Below are 20559 nucleotides of genomic sequence, written 5' to 3' on the forward strand. Positions count from 1 at the left end.
ACAACAATGAGTATCGATATCGAAGTAGGCACCAAGGTCACGGTTCAGGTCCCGGCCTCCTCGGCAAACCTGGGCCCCGGCTACGACACCCTCGGCATCGCGCTGAGCCTCTACGACACCGTAGAGGTAGAAGTCACGCGCTCCGGCTTGGAGGTAGAGATCTTCGGCGAGGGCGCCGATGAGCTTCCTCGCGACGGCTCCCACCTGGTAGTCAAGGCCATCCGTTCTGCGCTGAAGGCTGCCGACGTAGAAGTATCTGGCCTGCGCGTGGTGTGCACGAATAACATCCCGCAGTCCCGTGGTTTGGGCTCCTCGGCCTCGGCCGCGGTAGCCGGCGTGGCCGCGGGCAATGGTCTGGCTGGCTTCCCGCTCTCCGAGGAGCAGGTTGTTCAGCTGTCTTCAGCCTTCGAAGGCCACCCGGATAACGCCGCGGCCTCCGTGCTAGGAAACGCCGTGGTCTCGTGGACCACCGTGCCTGTCGACGGCCGCTCGCTCCCGGAGTACCGCGCCGCCACCTTAGACGTGCACCCGACTATCAAGGCCACGGCCTTGGTCCCGGACTTCCATGCATCAACCCAGGCGGTGCGCCGCGTGCTTCCCTCGCACGTCACGCACGCCGATGCCGCCTTCAACGTCTCCCGTACTGCGGTGAACGTGGCGGCGTTGACCGCCTATCCGGACCTGCTGTGGGAAGGCACCCGCGACCGTCTGCACCAGCCTTATCGCGCTGATGTCCTGCCGGTGACCGCGGAGTGGGTCAACCGCCTGCGCAACCGCGGCTATGCCGCCTACCTGTCCGGTGCTGGCCCCACCGTCATGGTCTTGCACACCGAGCCCATCGAGGAAGAGATCCTCGAGGATGCCCGCGGACAGAACCTGCGCGTGCTGGAGCTGGAGGTCGCCGGGCCGGTTTCCGTCGAGCGCGGTTAGGCTAGCTAGCCTCCTTTTCCACGTTGATTCGGCACACGCCGTTTCCGGACTTCGGGATCAGCTTCAGGCTTAACCTCCCACCGGAATCGGCAGCCGCCTGCTCCAAGTAGCCATCGTGGATGGCGCAGACGAAGGGGGAGGGCTCCACACCGGCGCTGACAAATGGGCAAGCGTGTAGCTCCACATCAGTGCGGCCCTCCTCGTTGAAGTGATCAGACGAGGTTACCGGGTCAAAGCCCATATCGCGCATCATCCGATAAAGCGAGCCGAGTGCCTCAGCACCATGGCTGGTGGCCGCAGTTTTGGCCCATTCGCGGCCAAGCTCCCGCGCCTGATCGGAGGAATAATCGTTGAGCTGGTCTTTTTCCGCCAGCGCTGTGATAAGCACGCTGATCAGCGTGACGTATTCCTCCGCCACTGAACGGTTGTCCGGCACCCGCACTTGAAAGATCAGTGAGGGGCGTCCGCGCCCCTTCGCCGGAGCAGTAACTACTCTCACTGCGCCAGCGCGAACGAGCTCATCCAGGTGGCCGCGCGCGGTGTTGACATGCATACCCATCTTCTTCGCAATCTCTGCAGCCCGTGCTCCTTGCGGGAATTTCTGTAAGGCCGAGAGGACGTCGCGCTGCTTGGGGGAGAGCTTCATCGTGTCAGGAAACAGCTCGCTGGAGGAGCGGGGGCTAGGCGTAGCAAATGCGGACATGAACTGTGACTCCTTGAAAAACTCTAGAAGGATTCTACATCCGAGGTCCTGATTTTCTTCCACTGCGGTGCTCAGAGGCACCACGACCTGCGTGACGACGTGGGTAAAATCCCATGGATTAAGTACGGGTGTAGACCGTGAGGGCGGTGGCGTCGAGGGCCACGGAGACCTCGTCGCTGGGAGCATTGTTGCCTGCTGGCTCGCCCACTGTGAGCCGTTGGCCGTCAATGTCAATAAGGGTGGTTTTGCCCAGATCGGCCACAATGGTCGCGCTCAGTGCGCCAGCGGGGTCGAAGCGCAGCGCAGACTGGGGAAAGGCCGCCCAGTGCTCGCCGTTGCGAGCTGGCTGAAATGCATCATTCTGGTGGTAGCCGCGAAGCACATTGACGCCCGCCAGCTCTGCCATAAAACGGGACGGGGGCCGTTCCAGTAGGCGCTCCGCGGAGCCTTGAGAGATGATGTTGCCGGCTTCCATCACCAGGATGTCGTCCGCCAGCGTGTCGAGGTCCACGCGGCTGTGGGTGACGATGACCGTGGTACGGTCAGCGGCTGAAAGGCGCAATAAGTGGCGCCAACGCGCGGCGGATTCTACGTCCATGGCGGCAAAGGGCTCATCCGCAACCAATACCGCCGGGCGCGCCGCCAGCGCGCGGAGGAGGGCAACCTGTGCGGCTTGACCACCGGAAAGCTCGGATACATGGCCCAGCTCTTGCAGTCCGGCGGCGTTGATCAACTCTTTGGTCCTTTGCGGGTCTTTGGTCACCATCGTCAACGCTTGAGCCACGGTGGCAGTGGGCGGCAGCCCAGGGTTTTGAGAAAGCATGATCACGCGTTCGGCGTTGGTGTGTGCCCCTTGGAGTCGCCCGCTAATGAAACGCAGAAGCGTGGTCTTTCCGGCACCGTTGGGCCCGACCACCGCGGTCATGCGCCCGCCCCGGAACGTGGTGGTGGCGTTGCCGATAGTTACGGAAAGATCGTGGGGTGGTGCCAGCGGGGCAGTCGCTGCGCGGAGGACATCTGGGTCCATCGGCTTGAGCATGCGCACCTTCGGCTCGCGGCGACGCCGCAGCAACAGGGGCAGTCCGGCGGCGGTGAGCGCAAGGATGGCTATTCCAATAAGCACGGCGGAAAGGGCATAGGCATTGTCCGCGCTGACCTCGCGCTCTAGGTAGATTCCGCTCGGCATGGTTCGGGTCGAGCCGGGCAGGGAACCGGCGAAGGTGATAGTTGTTCCGAATTCACCCAGTGAGCGGGCGAAAGCCAGCGCACCACCGGTGAACACAGCGGGGCGGATGGCTGGGAGAATGATGCGCCGAAGGATGGTTCCCGCTCCTAAGCCGATGCCGCGCGCGCTGGCGATGACCTCAGGATCGAGTTGCCGCAGCGCGGAGTCCACCGCCACCACCGCGAAGGGAAGCGTGACGAAGACATGGGCTGCCACGACACCCGGGAAGGCGAAAGACACGTGCAATCCAGCCTGCTCCAGAACAGGACCAAGCAGTCCGCGGCGCCCCAGCAGGGCAGTAAGAGCCAAGCCGCCCACGACGGGAGGCATGGCCAAGGGGAGGTAGACCACCAGTCTCACCAGGTGGGAGGCGTGGCGTAGCTGCTGCAGCCACAGCGCCAAGCAGGTGCCCAGCAACGTGGACAACACTGTAGACCACGCCGCCGCGAACAGGCTGACGCGGAGAAGATCCTGGGTCATCGGCGAGCTCAGCGTGTCCGAGAGTTGCCTCCAGGGCACCCGCACTCCCAAGGCGAGGACTGGGGCGAGAATGTAGATAGCTGCCAATGCGCCGGCGGCGATGACCGGCCAAGGGGCTCGTGGGCGCTGTTCGCGCAGAATCATGCGCGACACCTAGTTCACCGGAGTGAAGCCGAAGTGTTCCCAAGTGCTGTCAAAATCCGACTCAAGAAGCGAGAGGACAGCGCGCGCTTCTTCATGCCGGGATGAAGAAGCCACCACCGCGCCCATGATTTCATTACGGAAGTCTTCCGCGTGGTCGAGCGAAATGGCCTCGACATCTTCGCTGGCGGCGGCGTCGGTGGAATAGACCCAGCCGGCGTCCGCTTCACCGGAGGCAACCTTTCCCAGGACATCAGCGACTTGGCTCTCCAAAGATGATGCGTGCAGATGCCAGCCATTGGCCTCCATAATGCGCGTGGAAATGGCTCCGCAAGGCACGCTCGGGTCACAGAGAACTAGGCGTGCCGAGGGCTCCAGGTCTGCTGCAGAGCGAAGACCTTGAGGATTACCTTTCGGCACGACCATAACCATGACGTTGCTGGCTAAGGCCACGGGCGTCTCCACGCTGCCCTGAGCGAGTGCATTCTCCATGGTCTCCCGAGAAGCAGTGAGGAGAAGGTCTGCGGGCGCTCCCTCATCGACTTGCTGCACCAAAGCAGAAGAGCCGCCGTTGTTGAAGGCCAGGGGAGTCCCGGAGGCGCTAGCAAGCTCGTCATTCAACACTCTTGTCGAGGATGCAGCAAACACCTGCAAGGGCTCTGTGGAATCAGAGGCGCAACCGGCAACAGTCAGCGCGGCGGCGATGACGGGGGCAGCAATTCTAAGAAGGCGCATGCTTCGTTAGGGTACGGCAGCATTACTCGGTGCGCGTGAATTTGATGTGGACGTCTTGTGGTTCTTTCTTAAGATACTCGTGAGTGAAAATCTCCTCCCGCTGGTCCACCTCTTTGAGCAGCGGAAGGGGGTCGTGCGGAGCTATGAGGATCATGGCTTCGCCCACGTTGAGGGTGCCGAGTGTCCCATGGATGGCACCGTGGCGCACCGCGTGAGGGATTTCGGAGGCGTTGAGGGTGGGGATGTCGTGGCCCTTGGAGGCGTCGATAAGCGGCAAGTTCATTGATCTTTTCCGTTTCGATTTTCTAGGGGGAGCTGGCGTTGCTGCCCACGTCTTTAATTTACTACGATTATATCCGTGCAAATAACTAAGTCAGGTATATCTGTGCGGGATGTCTCGTTGACGTCGCGCCGGCGTTGGCACACCATTGCCTTTAGCCTCGTGGCCTTGTGGATCGCGGTGGGCGTGGGAATCACCGTGGCGAGTTATCTGGGAGCACCCGTCGTGTGGTGGGATCTCATCCATCCGTTTACCCTCGGAGCGCTGACCACCGCGATCCTCGTATTCAGCACCCACTTCACGGAGGCGCTGACCCGCACCCCAGCCGTCGGGTTCCGCGGGGTGGGCACACGGGTGGGCCTAGTGCAGGTAGGTCTGGTTCTGTTGCTCGTCGACCGCGCAGGCTACGACTGGGGAATGCTCGCGGATATTGGCTCCTCACTCGTCATCGTCGCAGTCACGTGGCACCTGTGGGCGTTGTGGTCTAAGCTTCGAGGCTCTCTTTCTGGCTCTTTCGCAGTCACCGTGCCCTTTTATCTGGCCGCGGCCTGCTTCATGGTGGTCTCTGTGCTGTTGGTTATCCTGGCTGCGCACGGGGTGGGTAATTACTCGCTGTTGGTGGCGGCGCATTCACGCGGCATGGTGTGGGGGTTTGCACTGCTGACCATCGTGGGCACCGTCGTCACGCTGCTTCCCACCTTGACCCGAACGCCAATTTCATCAGCCGCCCGGGCCCGGTGTGGTCGAGCATTGACCGTGCATTGCGTGGGGCTGGGGGTGGCCATGCTTGCCGACGCCTCCGGGCTCACCCGCGCCGCCGGCATGGCGCAGCTACTCACCGTCCTCGCCGCTGTGTTCATCATTCAGCCAGTACTCGCCGGCGCGCTTGGTGGCGTGAAGACCACGGCAAGCGTGTCCGCGATGGCGGGACTGGTATGGATGCTGGCACTGTGTGCCGGTGACGCGGCGGCCACTCTCGCCGGGGCCTACCCGCGCGCGGTGACGTTACTCCTGATGCCCACATTCGTCGGCGCCGGCCTCCTGCAGCTCGTGACCGGGGTACTCCACCACATGCTGCCCATCCTGGCCGGGGCTGCTCATCCCGCGCGAGGCCACCTTCCAGGGTTCGTGCGCGTAGCGCTCATCAACCTTGGCGGCGTGCTGAGCCTCACTGGCATTACTAGCGTGTCCTTCGCCGGGCTTATCATGATGGGGCTAGGCCTCATCGCCAATTGTGCGGCCCTAGTGTGGGCCGTCTCGTCATCTCAAGGAGAAGTTCATGTCAAGCGTGCCCGTTAAAAAGGAGCAATCTGAGAAGCAGTGGGCATCCTGGCTCATCATCATTGTTGCCTTGGTGGCGGTCATTGCACTGGCAGTGACCAATTCGCGGATGGGGAAACAAGATCCGGCGCTGGTAGCTTCCGCCGATGCCGTCACTGTGGATGTCTCTGTCGACGGCATGGCCTTTGTTCCGTCCTCTATCAACGTGGCTGTGGGCAGCCACCTGGTGGTGAATTTTCATAACACGGGCGACCAGGTCCACGACTTGAAAATCGGACGTGAGGAAACCGGAAGGGTAGAACCAGGTGAGACCGTGCAGCTGGATGCTGGGATCATCGATGAATCCGTGGAAGGCTATTGCACGATCGCCGGGCACAAAATGCAGGGGATGACGTTTATGGTCAACGTCGACGAGCCAGCATCTGGGGACCATGAGCATGCGGGGGCGTCGCCAAGCACGGGCTCTGCTGGTGCCCCGGCGACGGTGCCCTCAGCAGCCGAGCGCATGGCGGCACGCGAGGGCTTCGACGCCGTCGATGCCTCCCTTGCTCCCGCGGAAGGCGACCTTCACGAGGAGACCTGGGTGATGACAGAAGAGGAGGCTGAGGTCGCCCCAGGAGTGCGCCAAACCCGGTGGCTCTTCAACGGGCAGGCACCCGGACCAACCCTGCGCGGCAAGGTCGGGGACCGATTTCGTATCACCATCAAGAACGAGGGCTCGATGGGGCACTCGGTGGATTTTCACGCTGGTGAAGTCAACCCAGATAAGAACATGAAGACGATTCAGCCGGGCGAGTCGCTGACATACGAATTTGTCGCGCACCGGGCAGGCATCTGGATGTATCACTGCTCAACCATGCCGATGAGTCTACACATTGCCAACGGCATGGCAGGAGCAGTCATTATCGATCCGCGTGGTGAGGATGCACTGGGGGACGTCGATGCGGAGTACGTCATGGCGGCAAGCGAAATCTTCCTCGCCACCGCGGGCAGGGAAAGTGAAGGTGCGGATGCACAGCGAGTCAGCAATGGCGACTATGACCTCACCGCCTTCAACTACTATCCCAATCAATACGACGAGGGCTTAGCACCGCTGCGCGCCAAGGTGGGCGATACCGTGCGTATCTGGCTGGTTAACCTCGGCCCGGATTTGCCTCTGAGCTTCCACGTTGTGGGCGAGCAATTCGACACCGTGTACAAGGAAGGCGCCTACCTGATTAAGGACGCGAAGGATTCCGGATCCCAGGCGCTGGACCTCTTGCCCGCCCAGGGCGGATTCGTGGAGATGACCTTCAACGAGCCGGGGACCTACTCCTTTGTGAACCACCTCATGACGAACGCAGAGAAGGGCCAGCACGGTCAGATCATCGTTGAATAGCTCGCCGCTCGCGCCGTTCGCGAAGCTCGTCCAGGGTATCTATATCGTGCACTGTGGCGGTGGCTTCGACCTCTGTGATGTTCTTCGCGAGTCCCAGTAAGCGCATGACTGACTTATTGCGGGGATTGCCGAGCTCATTCAGAGCGCGGGCGAGGGACTCGGTGCGCCACAGTGTACACAGCGGCTGCGACAGCCCATCAAGTGTGGCTACCGCGACATCAGCGCCGGAGCTTGCCAAAGCCACCTCGAGAGCGGGGAGCATCTGTGGGGAATCCGGGGCATCGACGGCAAAGATGGCGGTGGTGGACTCTGAGGAGCCGACCAACGCGGCATGGCCCGCGGCGATTCCCGCGGCAGGCCCGCCAAAGAGGGGCTTTTCACATACTTGAGGCATGCCTAAGTGGTAGGGCGAGACAACCGCCACCGTCGCGTCATAGGGCAACTGGCGCAGGAGGCGGTCGATAAGGCGCTCACCGGCGAGAGTGATACTTGCCTTGTCCACGCCTCCCATGCGTGTGCCGCGTCCGCCCGCCACAATAATGACACTTGGCATTGTTTTCTATCCTTCCGCGCCGGGCAGCTCGCGGGACCAATCGCCAGAGCGACCGCCGGACTTCGCGGTGATGCCGCAGCGCCGGATATAAGCGGAGCGATCCACACCTTTGACCATGTCGATGAGCGCTAGGGCGGCGACGTTCACCGCGGTCAGCGCCTCCATTTCTACGCCGGTGCGGTCGGCGGTGCGCACGGTGGCTTCGATGAAGACGTGGTCTTCGCGCAGGTCTATGTCCACTGCGCAGCCATGCACACCAATGGTGTGGGCCAGCGGCAGGAGATCCGGGACCTTCTTCGCCGCCGCAATACCGGCCACTCGAGCAACCGCAAGCACGTCGCCCTTCGGCACGGCTCCCTCCCGCAGTGCGGTGAGGACCTCTGGTGAACACGCCACCTCGCCTTGGGCGGTGGCGGTGCGCACAGTGGGCTGTTTTTCGGTGACGTCCACCATGTAGGCGGAGCCGGCCTCATTAAGATGAGTGAACTTCATTGTTGCAGCGGGTCCTTTCCTTGGGTAGACCCAGCCTATCTGACGAAGAGTGGGCCGATTCGCGTTTCTGAGGCGCGATCTTTGGCAGCAACGGAGGGGTGGGGGCTGTAGAAGGGGAGACCCTGAATCTAGTAGGGGTAGACGGTAAGTTGCTCCCCTGCGGTGACGGAGCTCGTCAGCAGCGCGAAACCTTGCGTGCCCGGCAGTGCTGCAACGTGGTGGCTGCGCATGCGTGGACCAGGCGGCGGAGAGGCGGTAATGCTTCCTCCCAGAGCAATTGAGCACGGCTGGATCAGCGGGCGGTGCGGATCCGGGAAGTCGGCCCCGGCGACGGCCGTCAGATGCGGCCGGTCTAAAACTCCGGTGGGGCGGGGAAGGCCGCGCAAGGAACACAGAAGCGGGGTGAGGTAAAGGTGTGCGGAGACGAACGCCGCCACCGGGTTGCCCGGCAAACACACCACGGGAACGCCGTTCCACAGCGCGTGGCCCTGTGGCGCGCCGGGGCGTTGGTTGACGTGCCCGAACCAATAAGAGCCGCGCTCCACGACATCCTCAATGACCGCGCGAACCACGTCAAAGGCTCCTGCGGATACCCCGCCTGTGGTGACGATGAGATCGGAATCAGCAGCGGCAGCATTGAATCGCCGGCGCAGCTCAACGAGTGAATCGCCACATACCGTGCGAGTGATGTCAACGGGCCCGGTGGCACTCATGAGTGCTTCGAGCATCGGCCCATTGGAATCCGGGAGCTGGCCGTTGCGCAGCTCCTCGCCCGTGGCGATAATGCTCACTCGCGGGATGCGGTGGACCATCGCGGTGCTGACCCCAGCAGAGATGGCGGCGGCGATGAGGGAGGCGTCGACCAGCGTGGCGGCACCGGCTAGTGGGTGGCCGGCTTCGATGTGGGAGCCGCGCCGCCGGATGTGGTTGCGCTCGGGAAGTCGGTGCACCGTAACGGTCTCGGGCAGCGGCCCGGGGCCTGGCGGAATATCGGTGTCCTCCACGGGGATCACTAGCCCCCCAAAGCCCTCTGGTACCACGCCGCCAGTCATGATGCGCAGCGCAGTGCCGGGCTGCGGGGCCTGGGCAGGCGCGCCGGCAGGCACATCACCCACGACGGGCAGAGTGAAAGGAACGGTGAGGCTGCCGGGTGAGGAGGGCTGCGAAATGAGGAAACCATCCATCGCGGAATTATCTTGCGCTGGCAGGGGCAGGCGGGCGACGAGGGGCTCAGCCAATACGTGACCCTGCGAGAGTGGGACATGCTCCGCAGGCAGGGCGCGGACCAGCGCGTGGAGGCGGTCGAAATACTCCTCGATACTTAAGTCAGTCCCAGTGCTTGTCATTGCACCCAATCTAGCCGCCGATGGCGGACATCGGGCGATCTGGTTGGAGGAAACCTTCATCATCCACCCCATGGCCCGGTAATTTCCTCCACATTTCACCCGCCCACGCGGTGGCGAGCTCCGCATCGCTGGCACCGGCCCGCATGAGGTCGCGCAAGGAGGTTTCCGAGTTGCCGAAGAGGCAATTGCGCACCGCGCCGTCTGCGGTCAGGCGCGTGCGGTCGCAATCCCCGCAGAAGGGCCGCGTCACGGAGGCGATCACCCCGATGTGTCCTGTGGGGAGGGAGCCATCGCGCGAGACCGCGGACCACAGTGCAGCCGGCGCGGAGCCGCGGGGTTTCTTAGCCGGGGTGAGCTCGAAGTCTTCGGCCAAGCGTGCCAAGATGTCCTCCGCGGTGACCATCTGGGAACGCGTCCACTTCTCCCGTGGGCCCAGCGGCATCTGCTCAATGAAACGAAGCTGCGCGCCGCGCTCTAAACAAAAACGGGCCAACGGCAGGATGGCGGATTCGTTGACGCCTGGCATGATGACAGCATTGACCTTGACCGTATCCATGTCGGCGGCCAGCGCGGCATCGATGGATGTGAGCACATCTGCCAGGCGGTCGCGTCGGGTGAGCTGGGCATAGAGCTCCGGATCGAGCGTGTCCAGGGAGATATTGACGCGGTCCAGCCCGGCGCGCTGCAGCCCCGGCAGGCGTTTATCCAGGCCTAGCCCGTTGGTGGTGAGAGCAACAGTAGGAGGGCGGCCCTCATCGGTAGTGAGCGCTTTTGTGGCGGCGATGATTTTCTCTAAGGAGCCGCGAAGAAGGGGCTCGCCACCGGTGAAGCGCACCTGCTGGATTCCGAGCTTGTCCACTGCGAGGCGGATCAGCCGGATGGTCTCTTCATCGCTGAGCGTGTGTTCGGTGGGCAGCCACTCATAACCTTCGGCGGGCATGCAGTAGGTGCAGCGCAGGTTGCAGCGATCCGTCAGAGAAACGCGCAGGTCGCGGGCCTGGCGGCCGTAGCGATCCACGAGTGCACGGCGGCCCTCGGTTCCTGGTGCCGGCAGGTCCGTGGGCGGCATCCCCGCGTCCCGTATCCGCGGCAATGGCAGAGTCAGCGGGACGGAGGTGCGTGGCGAAGGCTGGGATGGCTGGGCGGACATTGCTGGCAAGTCTAGATCGAAGCGCGCCAAATGAATAGGAGAGGACTAAGCTTCCCCGTTGCCTTCTTCGGCATCGAGGCGCTGCGCCTCACCCGGGCCCTTGAGGCGGATGATGTTGTACTCGCCCTCCGCAAGGTGGGCGCGCAGGTCCTTCTTATCGAACTTGCCCACCGAGGTTTTATCGATGGATTTCACGAAGGTCCAGTACTCCGGCAGCATCCAGGAGGGCAGCTCAGAGCGCATTCCATTGCGCAGGCGCTCGGCGGTCTCAATCGTGGGGCTGATATCTGCGGCGAGCACGGTGACAGCCAGCGGGCGCTCGACCCACTGTTTGTCGGGGTAGCCAATGACGGCGCATTCGAGTACCACCGGGTTGGCCATGATGAGGTTCTCCAACTGCACGGAATAAATCCACTCACCACCGGAGCGAATGACATCGCGTGCTCGGTCTTCCACGGTAAGGAAGCCATCCTCGGTGACGAAGCCGACGTCGCCGGTGCGTAGCCAGCCGTCCGCCGTGAACTTGGAAGCCGCGTCCTCGACGTCTTTCCCGCGGAACTCGTGAGCAGCGCCGCCATCCTCCGAGGCGGGCGAGTGGTAGTAGGCGCCAGTAACCAGGTTGCCGCGGACCTGAATCTCACCGGCGTTGCGGTCCGTCGTGTTGACTACGTGGCCGTCGTTAACCACGCGGTATTCCAGGGCGGCAGGGAAGCGCCCTTGGGAAATACGGTAGGCCCAGCGGGCCTCACCCGAGGCGCCTGAAGGCGGGCGAGCCACGGTGCCCACCGTGGTGGTTTCCGCCATGCCCCACACGTGGACCACGTCCACGCCGTAGCGCTCTTCCCAGCTCTTGATGAGCTGCGGCGGCACAGGAGAGCCGCCAGCGAAGATCTCCGTCAGGGTCATGCGCTCCGGTGGGTTCTTGAGGTAGTGCACGAAGAGCTGAATCCAAATGGTGGGCACACCGTGCGCCACGCGCGGGGAGGTGGCGGCGATGACCTTGGCCAGGGTGGCGGGGGAGACGTCGGCGTCGGGAAGCACCAGCGGCGTGCCCGTCATCCACGCCGCGAAGGGAACTCCCCAGCTCAGCACGTGGTAGATGGGGATGCAGCACAAAAATGTCTCCCCGTGGGTCACGCACAAGGAATCGGAGGAGCGCAGCTGCATACCTTCCAAGTACAGGGCGCGGTGGGAGTAGAGCACGCCCTTGGGCGCACCGGTGGTGCCGGTGGAGTAGCACAGTGCGGCGGCGGTGTGCTCATCCAGAACCGGCCAGTCATACACGGTGGAGCGCCCATCCAGCAGTTGCTCATAGCTATAAATCTCGACGTTGCCCGGCAGAGCGGTGCTGGGCTTGTCGACACCCGTGAATACCACCGCACGCACACAGTCCACGCCTTCTAGAACCTGGGCCAGTTGCTCGGCGAGGCGACAATCCGCGACGATGACGCGGACCTCAGCGTGGTTGATGATGTGCCGGATCTGATCATTCATGAGCTGCTTGTTGAGCGGGGTAAATACTGCCCCCTTGCAAGCGGTGCCAAAAAGCACTTCGAGGTGTTCGGCGCAATTCCACATCAACGATCCCACGCGCTCATCACCAGTGATGCCGAGGGTGTCATGCAGGGCGTGGGCGAAGGCAGCGGCGCGCGCGCCGATATCGGCGAAGGTGGTTTCTTCGCGTTCATTGCCGGGATTGGCGCTGTGCCACGTAACCACCTGGGTTTGGCCGTGGACAGTGGAACCGTACTCCAGGATGCGAGTGAGGGACAGCGGGATATCCTGCATTGTGGAGAGCATGCGCACTACTTTAGCCGTGTCAGTGTGAGCGCGGTGGAAGGATGCGGTATAGTTGTCGGCGACTGGCGGGGAAGGCCTTCCCCGCACCTCCGAGCTCCCTCTACGGCGCACACACCTGTGGTGAAAACTCATGGCAGTCCAACGGTGTGCGCGACGGTGAGAGGGGAGAGACACGCTCGCAGTCGCCTTCTTAAAATATCTCCCCGCGATTGACCCGCGGCCGCTTCCTCGAGAACTTTTCAGGAGTTCTGCAAGGAGTTCTTCATGTTCCGTACCGCAGGGCCGGAGAGGGGGGAGAGCCAAAGAAAACCACCGCCCACGGGGATCGCGGTCGCGTGAACTCGCTGGTGGCGGTGGACCATCTCAATTACACACTGGCTTCCAACGCCCATTCGGAGCGGCACCGCGCACAGTGCAGGTGCAGCACAAGAAACAGCGCGCGTTGGTGAAGCGACGAAAGGATATCCGTGAGCGATACGGACAAGACCGCAGCACAGGATCTCGCATCCCTGAAGCTGCCGGAATTGCGCAAGCTGGCTGCGGAGCGCGGACTTCGCGGCGTTTCTGGACTGCGCAAGGGGGACCTCATCACTGCACTGACCACCGGCCAGGTTCCGGCACGCGGCGCAAAGGCTGCTGCCGAGGGCGAGGCTAAGGACGCACAGCCGCGTCGCGCGGCCCGCAAGGCCTCGCGCCCCGCCGGTGCTGCTGACCAGGCCTCCGAGCAGCCGGAGCAGGACAAGAAGAAACAGGACCAGCCACAGCAGGAATCCGAGAACGCCCAGAAGGGTGAGGACGGTGCTCAGGAGTCCGAGCACAAGGACGGCCACGACGAGCAGCGCTACGAGTCCCGCTCCCAGGCCCGCCGTGCTCGCCGCAACCGTGCGCGCCGTCAGGAGCGCGAGGCCCGCGGAGAGTCCAAGGGCAACGGGAATGACAATGGCGCCGAGGACAACAACGGCAAGTCCGAGGACAACCAGTCCCGTGGCGGAAAGAACTCCGACAACGGTGACCACGGCAACGGTGGCAACGGTCATAACGGCGGCAATAACGGCGGTGGCCAGAATAACAACCGCCGCGATAACCACCGCAACGATGATGACAACAACGGCGGCGGAGGCCGCCGCAACCGCCGTAACCGTCGCAACCGCCGCGGGCGTGACCGCGATGGCGGCGGCAACGGTGGCAATGACCTGCAGATCCGCGAGGGCGATGAAGTGCAGGTAGTCGGCGGCATCCTCGAGGTCGTGGACAACAACGTGGCCTTCCTGCGCACCACCGGCTACCGCGCGGCGAGCTCCGATGTCTTTGTCAACAACAACCTCGTGCGCCGCCTAGGCCTGCGCTCTGGCGACGCCCTGACCGGCAAGGTCAAAGTTTCCGGCCCGACCCACACCCACGGCAACGGCCGCAATCGCCGCAAGTACAACCAGCTGGTGGAGGTTGACACGGTCAACGGCTTGGATCCGTCCACCGCGAAGGAGCGCCCGGACTTCGCCAAGCTCACCCCGCTGTACCCGAACCAGCGTCTGCGCCTGGAGACGGACCCGAAGATTCTCACCACTCGCGTCATCGACCTCATCATGCCGATTGGTAAGGGCCAGCGCGCGCTCATCGTCTCCCCGCCGAAGGCCGGTAAGACGACGATCCTGCAGAACATCGCCAACGCCATCGCCACGAATAACCCGGAGTGCTACCTCATGGTGGTCCTCGTGGACGAGCGCCCCGAAGAGGTCACGGACATGCAGCGCAGCGTCAACGGTGAGGTCATTGCCTCCACCTTCGACCGCCCTCCGTCAGAGCACACCTCGGTGGCGGAGCTGGCTATCGAGCGCGCCAAGCGCTTGGTGGAGCAGGGCAAGGACGTCGTCGTTCTGCTCGACTCCATCACCCGCCTAGGCCGTGCGTACAACAACTCCTCCCCGGCGTCGGGCCGCATCCTGTCCGGTGGTGTGGACTCCAACGCCCTGTACCCGCCGAAGCGCTTCTTGGGCGCTGCCCGCAACATCGAAAATGGCGGCTCGCTGACCATCATCGCCACCGCGATGGTGGAGACCGGCTCCACCGGTGACACTGTCATCTTCGAGGAGTTCAAGGGCACCGGCAACGCCGAGCTCAAGCTCGACCGCGCTATCTCCGAGCGCCGCATCTTCCCGGCCGTGGACGTCAACCCCTCCGGTACCCGCAAGGACGAGCTCCTGCTCGTTCCGGAGGAGGCACGCATCATGACCAAGCTGCGCCGCATCCTCTCCGGCTTGGACTCCTTCGCCGCCATTGACCTGCTCATCAAGCAGCTCAAGAAGACCCGCTCTAATGGCGAGTTCCTCATGCAGGTCGCTTCGTCCGCGCCCATGGCGGCAGACACGGACGAGGAGGACTACAAGTAATGTCTAACCAGGTTTCCCTCGTTGATGACATCATCTCCGAGTACCAAGGCATCGAAATGCAGATGGCTGACCCAGACGTAGCCGGGGATCAGTCGCAATTCCGCAAGCTGTCCAAGCGCTACGCTGAGCTGCGCCCCATCGTCGCCGTCAACGAAGAGCTGGTCCAGGCCCGCCAGGATTTGGCCGACGCCAAGGAGATGGCCTACGAGGATCACGAGTTCCAGTCGGAGGTTGACCGCCTCGAGCCGCTCGTCGTGCAGTTGGAGGAGCAACTTGCGGACCTCCTAGCCCCGCGCGATGAGCATGACTCCGAGGACATCATTATGGAGATCAAGGCCGGTGCTGGTGGCGAAGAGGCAGCGCTCTTCGCCGGTGACTTGGCCCGCATGTACGAGCGCTTCGCCGACAAGGCAGGCTTCCAGTGGGAGGTCCTGGGCCTCAACGAGTCTGACCTTGGCGGAGTGAAGGATATGTCCATCTCCTTCAAGTCCAAGACCCCCTCGCGCGATGGCGCGTGGAGCGTGTTCAAGTTTGAAGGCGGCGTCCACCGTGTACAGCGCGTGCCGGTGACCGAGTCCCAGGGCCGCATCCAGACCTCTGCTGCTGGTGTGCTGGTCTACCCGGAGCCGGAGGAGATCGACTCCGTCAATATCGATGACAAGGACATCCGTGTCGACGTTTACCGTTCCTCCGGTAAGGGTGGTCAGGGCGTGAACACCACTGACTCCGCTGTGCGTATTACCCACCTGCCCACTGGCCTGGTGGTGACCTGTCAGAAGGAGCGCTCGCAGATTCAGAACAAGGCGCGTGCCCTGCAGGTGCTGCAGGCTCGCCTGGACCAGATGGAGCGCGAGGCCCGCGAGGCCGAGGCCGGCGAGCAGCGCGCCTCCCAGGTGCGCACCATGGACCGCTCCGAGCGCATCCGCACCTATAACTGGCCGGAGAACCGCATCACCGATCACCGCATTGGTTACAAGGCCAATAATCTTGACTCCGTGCTCGACGGCGATATGCAGGATCTCATCGAAGCTCTACAAGCCCAGGAGCGCGCGGAGCGCCTTGAGGCCGAAGGCTAGAAGGCTAAGGCACGGTTAGATACGGTGACTTTTCACACCTATAAGGAGGCGCTTCGTGATGCCACGGAGCGCCTTCGCGCTGCCGGGGTACCCTCACCCGAGTGGGATGCACGCCTGTTGGCTGCCCACCTCATTCACTGCGGCCACATGGATATCCCGCTAAACGAGGCTCCGATCCCCGGCTTTGACGTGGCATATGGGGCGTTGGTGGGGCGTCGTGAAGCGCGCGAGCCTCTCCAGCACATCCTAGGAGCGGCGTGGTTTGGCCCCCTCGAACTCGAGGTCGGCCCCGGTGTGTTCATCCCGCGCCCAGAGACGGAGGTGCTCGCCGACTGGGGAGTTAAGTTTCTGACGAAACTTAACTCGTGGGAGACGAAGAAACTTAACTCATGGGAGACGAAGACTAACGCGCACCCTCCCCGCGTCGTGGATTTGTGCGCCGGATCCGGTGCACTGGCGTTGTACGTCGCCCACTACGTGCCGCAGGCCGAGGTGTGGGCAGTGGAGCTTGCCGACGCCGCCTTGGCCTACACCCGCCGCAACGTTGCACGTCATGACCGTGATGTGCAGCTGATCCAGGGCGACGTGACGGATCCATATGTGCTTTCGGAGCTGCACGGCACCGTCGACCTCGTGCTGACCAACCCGCCCTATGTCCCCGAGACCCCGGACCTGGATCCGGAGGTCTACCAAGACCCCCACGAGGCGGTGTTTGGGGGAGCAGACGGCATGGAGACCATCACAGCGATGATTCCGACCATCGCCGCACTGCTTCGCCCCGGCGGAAAGGTGGGCATTGAACACGATGATGACACGTCTGAACAGGTGCAAGAAGCCCTGCGTGCGGATGGCGGGTTCACGCACATCGAGGTACTTAAGGATCTGACTGGCACCGCCCGCTTTGTCACGGCCGAACGGGGAGTACAGTAGATTGGTCGAAGATTGGTCGACAAGCCGATAGGAACGGAATTAAAGGAGAGACCAATGCAGGGACAGATTTATAACTGTGCGGACGCGGCAGAACGCGAAGAAGGAATGGCCCTTGCCGTCAAGGCGGCCAAGTCAGGGCGGCTCGTGGTCATGCCCACCGATACGCTCTACGGGTTGGGCTGCGATGCCTTCGATAATGACGCCGTTGCGAGCCTGCTGGCCACCAAGCACCGCGGCCCCGACATGCCGGTGCCGGTGCTCGTGGGATCCTGGGACACCGTAAAAGGCCTTGTCGCCACTTTGGATGACACCGCACAAACGCTTATCGAGGCCTTCTGGCCTGGTGGTTTGTCCATCGTGGTCCCGCAAGCGCCTTCGCTTCCGTGGAACCTGGGCGATACCCGCGGCACGGTGATGCTGCGCATGCCCCTGCACCCCATTGCAATCGAGCTCCTCCGCGAGGTCGGCCCGATGGCGGTGTCCTCAGCGAATATCTCTGGACAGACTCCGCCGACCACTGCGATTGCTGCCAAGCAGCAGCTGGGTAAGGCCGTCACGGTCTACCTTGACGGGGGAGAAGCTGAGGTGGGCAAGCCCTCTACCATCATTGATCTGTCCGGCTCACACCCGTATCTGCTGCGCGAAGGTGCTTTGAGCGCCGAGCAGATCGGCGAGGTCATCGGAGTGTCTGCAGAGTCCCTGCGCACACGCCCGGGCTCCCAATCCTCTTAAGGAGACATCAGTGGCTGGAACCGGAGTGCCGCTGCGTGAGCTGGCGTTGGTGATCTTCGTCGCCGCGGCGTTTACCTACCTCACCACCGGACTGGTGCGCACCTTTCTGGTGCGCAGTGGCCAGGTGGCGGAGATCCGCCTGCGCGATAGTCACTCCCAGCCCACCCCGCAGCTTGGCGGAGTGGCGATGTTTACGGGGTTTGCCGCCGCCGTGTACCTCGCCGGCCAGCTTCCAGCCTTGACTCGCGGGTTTATGCCCGTCACGCCAGAGATGAACGCTGTGCTCTGGTCCGCTGCCGCCATCGTGGTTGTCGGTGTGGTGGATGACCTGTTGGAACTGAGTGCTTTGGTCAAACTCATCGGGCAGCTCGTTGCCGCAGCCATTATGAGCGGATTGGGCTTGACCTGGACGCTTCTCTTTCTGCCTTTTGGTGATGGAACCACGGTCATTCTGGACCAGGTCCAGGGAACACTCTTGACCACATTCTTTACCGTACTGCTCATTAATGCCATCAACTTCGTCGACGGCCTCGACGGCTTGGCGGCTGGGCTGGGCATGATTGCCGGCGGGGCCATCCTGGTCTTCTCCTTGACTGTTCTGCATGACCAAGGCGGTACCGTATCGGCCTATCCGCCGGCGATTATCGCGGCGGCACTCGTTGGTGTGTGTGCCGGATTCCTTCCGCATAATTTTGAGCCCTCCCGCATTTTCATGGGGGATAGTGGAGCGATGCTGATTGGTTTGTTGCTCGCCGCGGCGTCGACCTCAGCATCCGGCAAGATCAACATGTCCCTCTACGGCACCGTGGACATCGTGGCGCTGATGTCACCCGTCATCGTCGTTGTTGCTGCGGTCTTTATTCCAGTCCTAGACCTTGTCTGGGCGGTCATTCGGCGTGTTTCGCAGGGGCGCTCGCCCTTCGCTGCCGATAAGGCGCATATCCACCACCGGCTGCTGTCGCTGGGGCATACGCACCGCCGCACCGTTCTGGTGCTCTACTTGTGGGTCTCCGCGGTGGCTTTCGGGGCGGTTTCCTTCTCCATCGTTCCAGCCCCTGTCGCGGTGGTGCTCGCTGTTTTTGCGCTCCTCGTAGCCTTTGGCGTGACCTTGATTCCGCTGCGCCAGGGCAAGATTGGACGCCGGCCGCGCTCGACTAGCGTGGTGCTGGAAACGGATCCCTCCTGAGGTAGGGTATGGGGCTGTGACTGATTCAACGACTTCCGAAGAGCTATCGCCCTATGACGATCACCGGCGTCCCCTCAAGCGCGCCCTGCGCCTCGGAGCCATTGGCCTCGTCGTAGTGACCATCGCATCCCTAGCCATCTGGGGTGGCGTTCGTGGGTTGCCTGGCATCTGGGGAGTACTCGTCGGCGCCGCTATCGGAGGCGGCTTCGTGCTCTTTACCGCAGCTTCGGTGCTCCTTACCGCGCGGACTACGCCCTCGACCACGATGGCTGTGGTGCTCGGAGGGTGGTTGCTCAAGGTGGTCATCCTCATCATGGTGCTGTTGCTGATTAAGGACTTGGAGTTCTATGACACGATGGCGCTGTTTGTGACTGTGTTGCTAGCGCTGGCGGTGACGCTGGGAACCGAGGTCTGGGGTGTGATTACTTCCAACGTGACCTACGTGTCCTAGCGCGCTTCGAGCATCATCAAAAGCCACTGCTTCCGGTGACCCCGGGAGGGTGGCTTTTTGTGTAGTAAGACGCGTCTTTCAACCCGCTCATTACCCCCGTCAAGGTGGGAAAACGTGGGTATGTGACCAAATACACTCAGCAGGGTTTTGGCAGAATGTGGGCCTTTTATGAGGATTTCTGGTGCTGGGCTGTGGCTTTAGGTCCGCAATGGTGCCCCCACGTGCGAAAACTTGAGGGCGAACTGATAGCATTCTCTTCGGGTTACCGCGGGTTAGCGTCATGCTATCCCGAAAAAGTACGGTTTATCCTTGCCCTGTTTACGCTGATGTGCGACGGAGTCCGTGGACAGGGCAAAGAGCTTGAGACGTCCATCGCACCACATAGCCTTCGACAAGCTGTGTGGCCCGAACACGGGAGAGAACGCTGAGCGTTACGACATTGGCCATGAAGGGTGAGTTTCACGCACCCGAACTGGATCCAGAATTTTTCCCGGGGCACGTAACCGATGATGGTGAAGTCGTCGATCTCTTGTTCGCCGATTTCGCCAACGGTTGGTTCGCTTTGGATCGCATCATGCTGGTTCGCCTGTTCATGGCGGCCATTCTGGTGCTCCTTTTTGTTGTCGCCTTCAGGAACCCGAAGCTGGTTCCTAAAGGATTGCAAAACGTAGCGGAGCATGCGATTGACTTCGTACGAATTCACATCGCAGAAGACATCTTGGGCCGCAAGGAAGGGCGTCGATTCCTTCCGATCTTGGCCACGATCTTCTTCGGTGTTTTGTTCTGGAACGTAGCAACTATTGTTCCAGCTCTAAACATCTCTCCGAACGCTCGTATTGGTATGCCAATCGTGCTGGCAGCTGTCGCGTACATCGCCATGATCTACGCCGGTGCTAAGCGCTTTGGCTTCGGCAAGTTCATCAAGTCCTCGGTGGTTATTCCTAACCTGCCGCCGTTGCTGCACGTGCTTGTTGTACCGATTGAGGCTTTCTCTACGTTTGTCATGCGCCCAGTCACGCTGGCTCTTCGTCTGATGGCGAACTTCTTGGCTGGCCACCTCATTTTGGTCCTGTTGTACTCGGCAACGAACTTCTTCTTCTTCCAGTTCAACGGCTGGACTGCCATGAGTGGCCTGACGCTGGTCGCAGCGGTTCTGTTCACGCTGTACGAAATTATCGTCATCTTCCTGCAGGCATACATTTTCGCCCTGCTGACGGCGGTATACATCGAATTGTCGCTGCATGCAGATTCGCACTAACAACAACGCGAACCTCGCGGTTAACTAAATACCCCAAAACCACCA

Annotated in this window: 19 protein-coding genes; 10 read left to right on the plus strand and 9 right to left on the minus strand. The window is 62.2% G+C overall.

What is annotated here, in order from left to right:
* The first annotated feature begins 6 nt into the window (after window positions 1-6).
* A complete protein-coding gene (thrB, locus tag HMPREF3147_RS01455) occupies window positions 7-930 on the plus strand; it encodes a homoserine kinase (protein ID WP_070443760.1) in 924 nt (307 codons plus the stop codon).
* Window position 931: 1 nt separating this feature from the next.
* Here the strand turns inward: thrB and HMPREF3147_RS01460 are convergent, their stop codons facing one another.
* The 4 genes from HMPREF3147_RS01460 to HMPREF3147_RS01475 form a co-directional block, all read right to left on the minus strand.
* Window positions 932-1633 carry a helix-turn-helix transcriptional regulator gene (locus HMPREF3147_RS01460; RefSeq protein WP_070443763.1) on the minus strand — a complete coding sequence of 234 codons (702 nt, stop codon included), beginning with the start codon at window positions 1631-1633 and terminating at the stop codon, window positions 932-934.
* 118 nt (window positions 1634-1751) lie between these two features.
* Window positions 1752-3482 (minus strand): ATP-binding cassette domain-containing protein, encoded by a 1731-nt coding sequence (locus HMPREF3147_RS01465; RefSeq protein ID WP_246815683.1) that lies wholly within the window; start codon window positions 3480-3482, stop codon window positions 1752-1754.
* Between the two features lie 9 nt (window positions 3483-3491).
* Entirely contained in the window at window positions 3492-4214 is a 723-nt protein-coding gene (gene modA / locus HMPREF3147_RS01470) for a molybdate ABC transporter substrate-binding protein (protein WP_070443768.1), read from the minus strand.
* Between the two features lie 22 nt (window positions 4215-4236).
* Window positions 4237-4497: a DUF2249 domain-containing protein gene (locus HMPREF3147_RS01475; protein ID WP_070443771.1), complete on the minus strand. Its 261-nt coding sequence runs from the start codon at window positions 4495-4497 to the stop codon at window positions 4237-4239.
* A gap of 96 nt (window positions 4498-4593) precedes the next feature.
* Here HMPREF3147_RS01475 and HMPREF3147_RS01480 point away from each other — a divergent pair, with 96 nt between their 5' ends.
* Together HMPREF3147_RS01480 and HMPREF3147_RS01485 are read left to right on the plus strand one after the other, a co-directional pair.
* Window positions 4594-5793, plus strand: a complete 1200-nt coding sequence (locus HMPREF3147_RS01480) for a beta-carotene 15,15'-monooxygenase (protein WP_070443839.1) — start codon at window positions 4594-4596, stop codon at window positions 5791-5793.
* Window positions 5774-7153: a multicopper oxidase domain-containing protein gene (locus HMPREF3147_RS01485; RefSeq protein WP_070443774.1), complete on the plus strand. Its 1380-nt coding sequence runs from the start codon at window positions 5774-5776 to the stop codon at window positions 7151-7153. Before HMPREF3147_RS01480 ends, HMPREF3147_RS01485 begins: the two co-directional genes overlap by 20 nt.
* On the opposite strand, the gene HMPREF3147_RS01490 is transcribed toward HMPREF3147_RS01485, so the two are convergent.
* From HMPREF3147_RS01490 to HMPREF3147_RS01510, 5 genes are all read right to left on the minus strand, one after another.
* Entirely contained in the window at window positions 7140-7706 is a 567-nt protein-coding gene (locus HMPREF3147_RS01490; protein ID WP_070443777.1) for a molybdenum cofactor guanylyltransferase, read from the minus strand. The genes HMPREF3147_RS01485 and HMPREF3147_RS01490 overlap by 14 nt on opposite strands.
* Before the next feature lie 6 nt (window positions 7707-7712).
* Window positions 7713-8198 (minus strand): cyclic pyranopterin monophosphate synthase MoaC, encoded by a 486-nt coding sequence (gene moaC / locus HMPREF3147_RS01495; protein ID WP_070443780.1) that lies wholly within the window; start codon window positions 8196-8198, stop codon window positions 7713-7715.
* A gap of 128 nt (window positions 8199-8326) precedes the next feature.
* Complete coding sequence (locus HMPREF3147_RS01500; protein ID WP_070443783.1) at window positions 8327-9544, minus strand: molybdopterin molybdotransferase MoeA; 1218 nt, start codon at window positions 9542-9544, stop codon at window positions 8327-8329.
* 10 nt (window positions 9545-9554) lie between these two features.
* Window positions 9555-10694: a GTP 3',8-cyclase MoaA gene (gene moaA / locus HMPREF3147_RS01505; protein WP_070443842.1), complete on the minus strand. Its 1140-nt coding sequence runs from the start codon at window positions 10692-10694 to the stop codon at window positions 9555-9557.
* A gap of 45 nt (window positions 10695-10739) precedes the next feature.
* A complete protein-coding gene (locus tag HMPREF3147_RS01510) occupies window positions 10740-12494 on the minus strand; it encodes a long-chain fatty-acid--CoA ligase (RefSeq protein ID WP_070443786.1) in 1755 nt (584 codons plus the stop codon).
* A 467-nt stretch (window positions 12495-12961) separates the two neighbouring features.
* Between HMPREF3147_RS01510 and rho the strand changes: the two genes are divergently transcribed.
* The 7 genes from rho (at window position 12962) to atpB (ending at window position 20514) form a co-directional block, all read left to right on the plus strand.
* Complete coding sequence (gene rho, locus HMPREF3147_RS01515; RefSeq protein WP_070443789.1) at window positions 12962-14881, plus strand: transcription termination factor Rho; 1920 nt, start codon at window positions 12962-12964, stop codon at window positions 14879-14881.
* On the plus strand, window positions 14881-15957 hold the full coding sequence (gene prfA, locus HMPREF3147_RS01520; protein ID WP_070443792.1) for a peptide chain release factor 1: 1077 nt from the start codon (window positions 14881-14883) through the stop codon (window positions 15955-15957). Before rho ends, prfA begins: the two co-directional genes overlap by 1 nt.
* A gap of 24 nt (window positions 15958-15981) precedes the next feature.
* On the plus strand, window positions 15982-16887 hold the full coding sequence (prmC, locus tag HMPREF3147_RS01525) for a peptide chain release factor N(5)-glutamine methyltransferase (protein WP_070443795.1): 906 nt from the start codon (window positions 15982-15984) through the stop codon (window positions 16885-16887).
* 54 nt (window positions 16888-16941) lie between these two features.
* On the plus strand, window positions 16942-17619 hold the full coding sequence (locus HMPREF3147_RS01530) for an L-threonylcarbamoyladenylate synthase (protein WP_070443797.1): 678 nt from the start codon (window positions 16942-16944) through the stop codon (window positions 17617-17619).
* A 10-nt stretch (window positions 17620-17629) separates the two neighbouring features.
* The gene (locus tag HMPREF3147_RS01535; protein ID WP_070443800.1) at window positions 17630-18805 is read left to right on the plus strand and encodes an MraY family glycosyltransferase; all 1176 of its coding nucleotides are present in this window, start codon (window positions 17630-17632) and stop codon (window positions 18803-18805) included.
* 16 nt (window positions 18806-18821) lie between these two features.
* Complete coding sequence (locus HMPREF3147_RS01540; protein WP_049155069.1) at window positions 18822-19256, plus strand: Cg1360 family ATP-synthase-associated protein; 435 nt, start codon at window positions 18822-18824, stop codon at window positions 19254-19256.
* Window positions 19257-19701: 445 nt separating this feature from the next.
* Window positions 19702-20514 (plus strand): F0F1 ATP synthase subunit A, encoded by an 813-nt coding sequence (gene atpB, locus HMPREF3147_RS01545; protein ID WP_070443803.1) that lies wholly within the window; start codon window positions 19702-19704, stop codon window positions 20512-20514.
* Window positions 20515-20559 lie beyond the last annotated feature (45 nt).

Source organism: Corynebacterium sp. HMSC05D03, from assembly GCF_001807205.1.
GTDB lineage: Bacteria > Actinomycetota > Actinomycetes > Mycobacteriales > Mycobacteriaceae > Corynebacterium > Corynebacterium aurimucosum.

Bases quoted from the DNA above. Each gene is read 5' to 3' on its own strand.
- thrB (WP_070443760.1), top strand. From the start codon at position 7: ATGAGTATCGATATCGAAGTAGGCACCAAGGTCACGGTTCAGGTCCCG.
- HMPREF3147_RS01460 (WP_070443763.1), bottom strand. From the start codon at position 1,633: ATGTCCGCATTTGCTACGCCTAGCCCCCGCTCCTCCAGCGAGCTGTTT.
- HMPREF3147_RS01465 (WP_246815683.1), bottom strand. From the start codon at position 3,482: ATGATTCTGCGCGAACAGCGCCCACGAGCCCCTTGGCCGGTCATCGCC.
- modA (WP_070443768.1), bottom strand. From the start codon at position 4,214: ATGCGCCTTCTTAGAATTGCTGCCCCCGTCATCGCCGCCGCGCTGACT.
- HMPREF3147_RS01475 (WP_070443771.1), bottom strand. From the start codon at position 4,497: ATGAACTTGCCGCTTATCGACGCCTCCAAGGGCCACGACATCCCCACC.
- HMPREF3147_RS01485 (WP_070443774.1), top strand. From the start codon at position 5,774: ATGTCAAGCGTGCCCGTTAAAAAGGAGCAATCTGAGAAGCAGTGGGCA.
- HMPREF3147_RS01490 (WP_070443777.1), bottom strand. From the start codon at position 7,706: ATGCCAAGTGTCATTATTGTGGCGGGCGGACGCGGCACACGCATGGGA.
- moaC (WP_070443780.1), bottom strand. From the start codon at position 8,198: ATGAAGTTCACTCATCTTAATGAGGCCGGCTCCGCCTACATGGTGGAC.
- HMPREF3147_RS01500 (WP_070443783.1), bottom strand. From the start codon at position 9,544: ATGACAAGCACTGGGACTGACTTAAGTATCGAGGAGTATTTCGACCGC.
- moaA (WP_070443842.1), bottom strand. From the start codon at position 10,694: ATGTCCGCCCAGCCATCCCAGCCTTCGCCACGCACCTCCGTCCCGCTG.
- HMPREF3147_RS01510 (WP_070443786.1), bottom strand. From the start codon at position 12,494: ATGCTCTCCACAATGCAGGATATCCCGCTGTCCCTCACTCGCATCCTG.
- prfA (WP_070443792.1), top strand. From the start codon at position 14,881: ATGTCTAACCAGGTTTCCCTCGTTGATGACATCATCTCCGAGTACCAA.
- HMPREF3147_RS01530 (WP_070443797.1), top strand. From the start codon at position 16,942: ATGCAGGGACAGATTTATAACTGTGCGGACGCGGCAGAACGCGAAGAA.
- atpB (WP_070443803.1), top strand. From the start codon at position 19,702: ATGAAGGGTGAGTTTCACGCACCCGAACTGGATCCAGAATTTTTCCCG.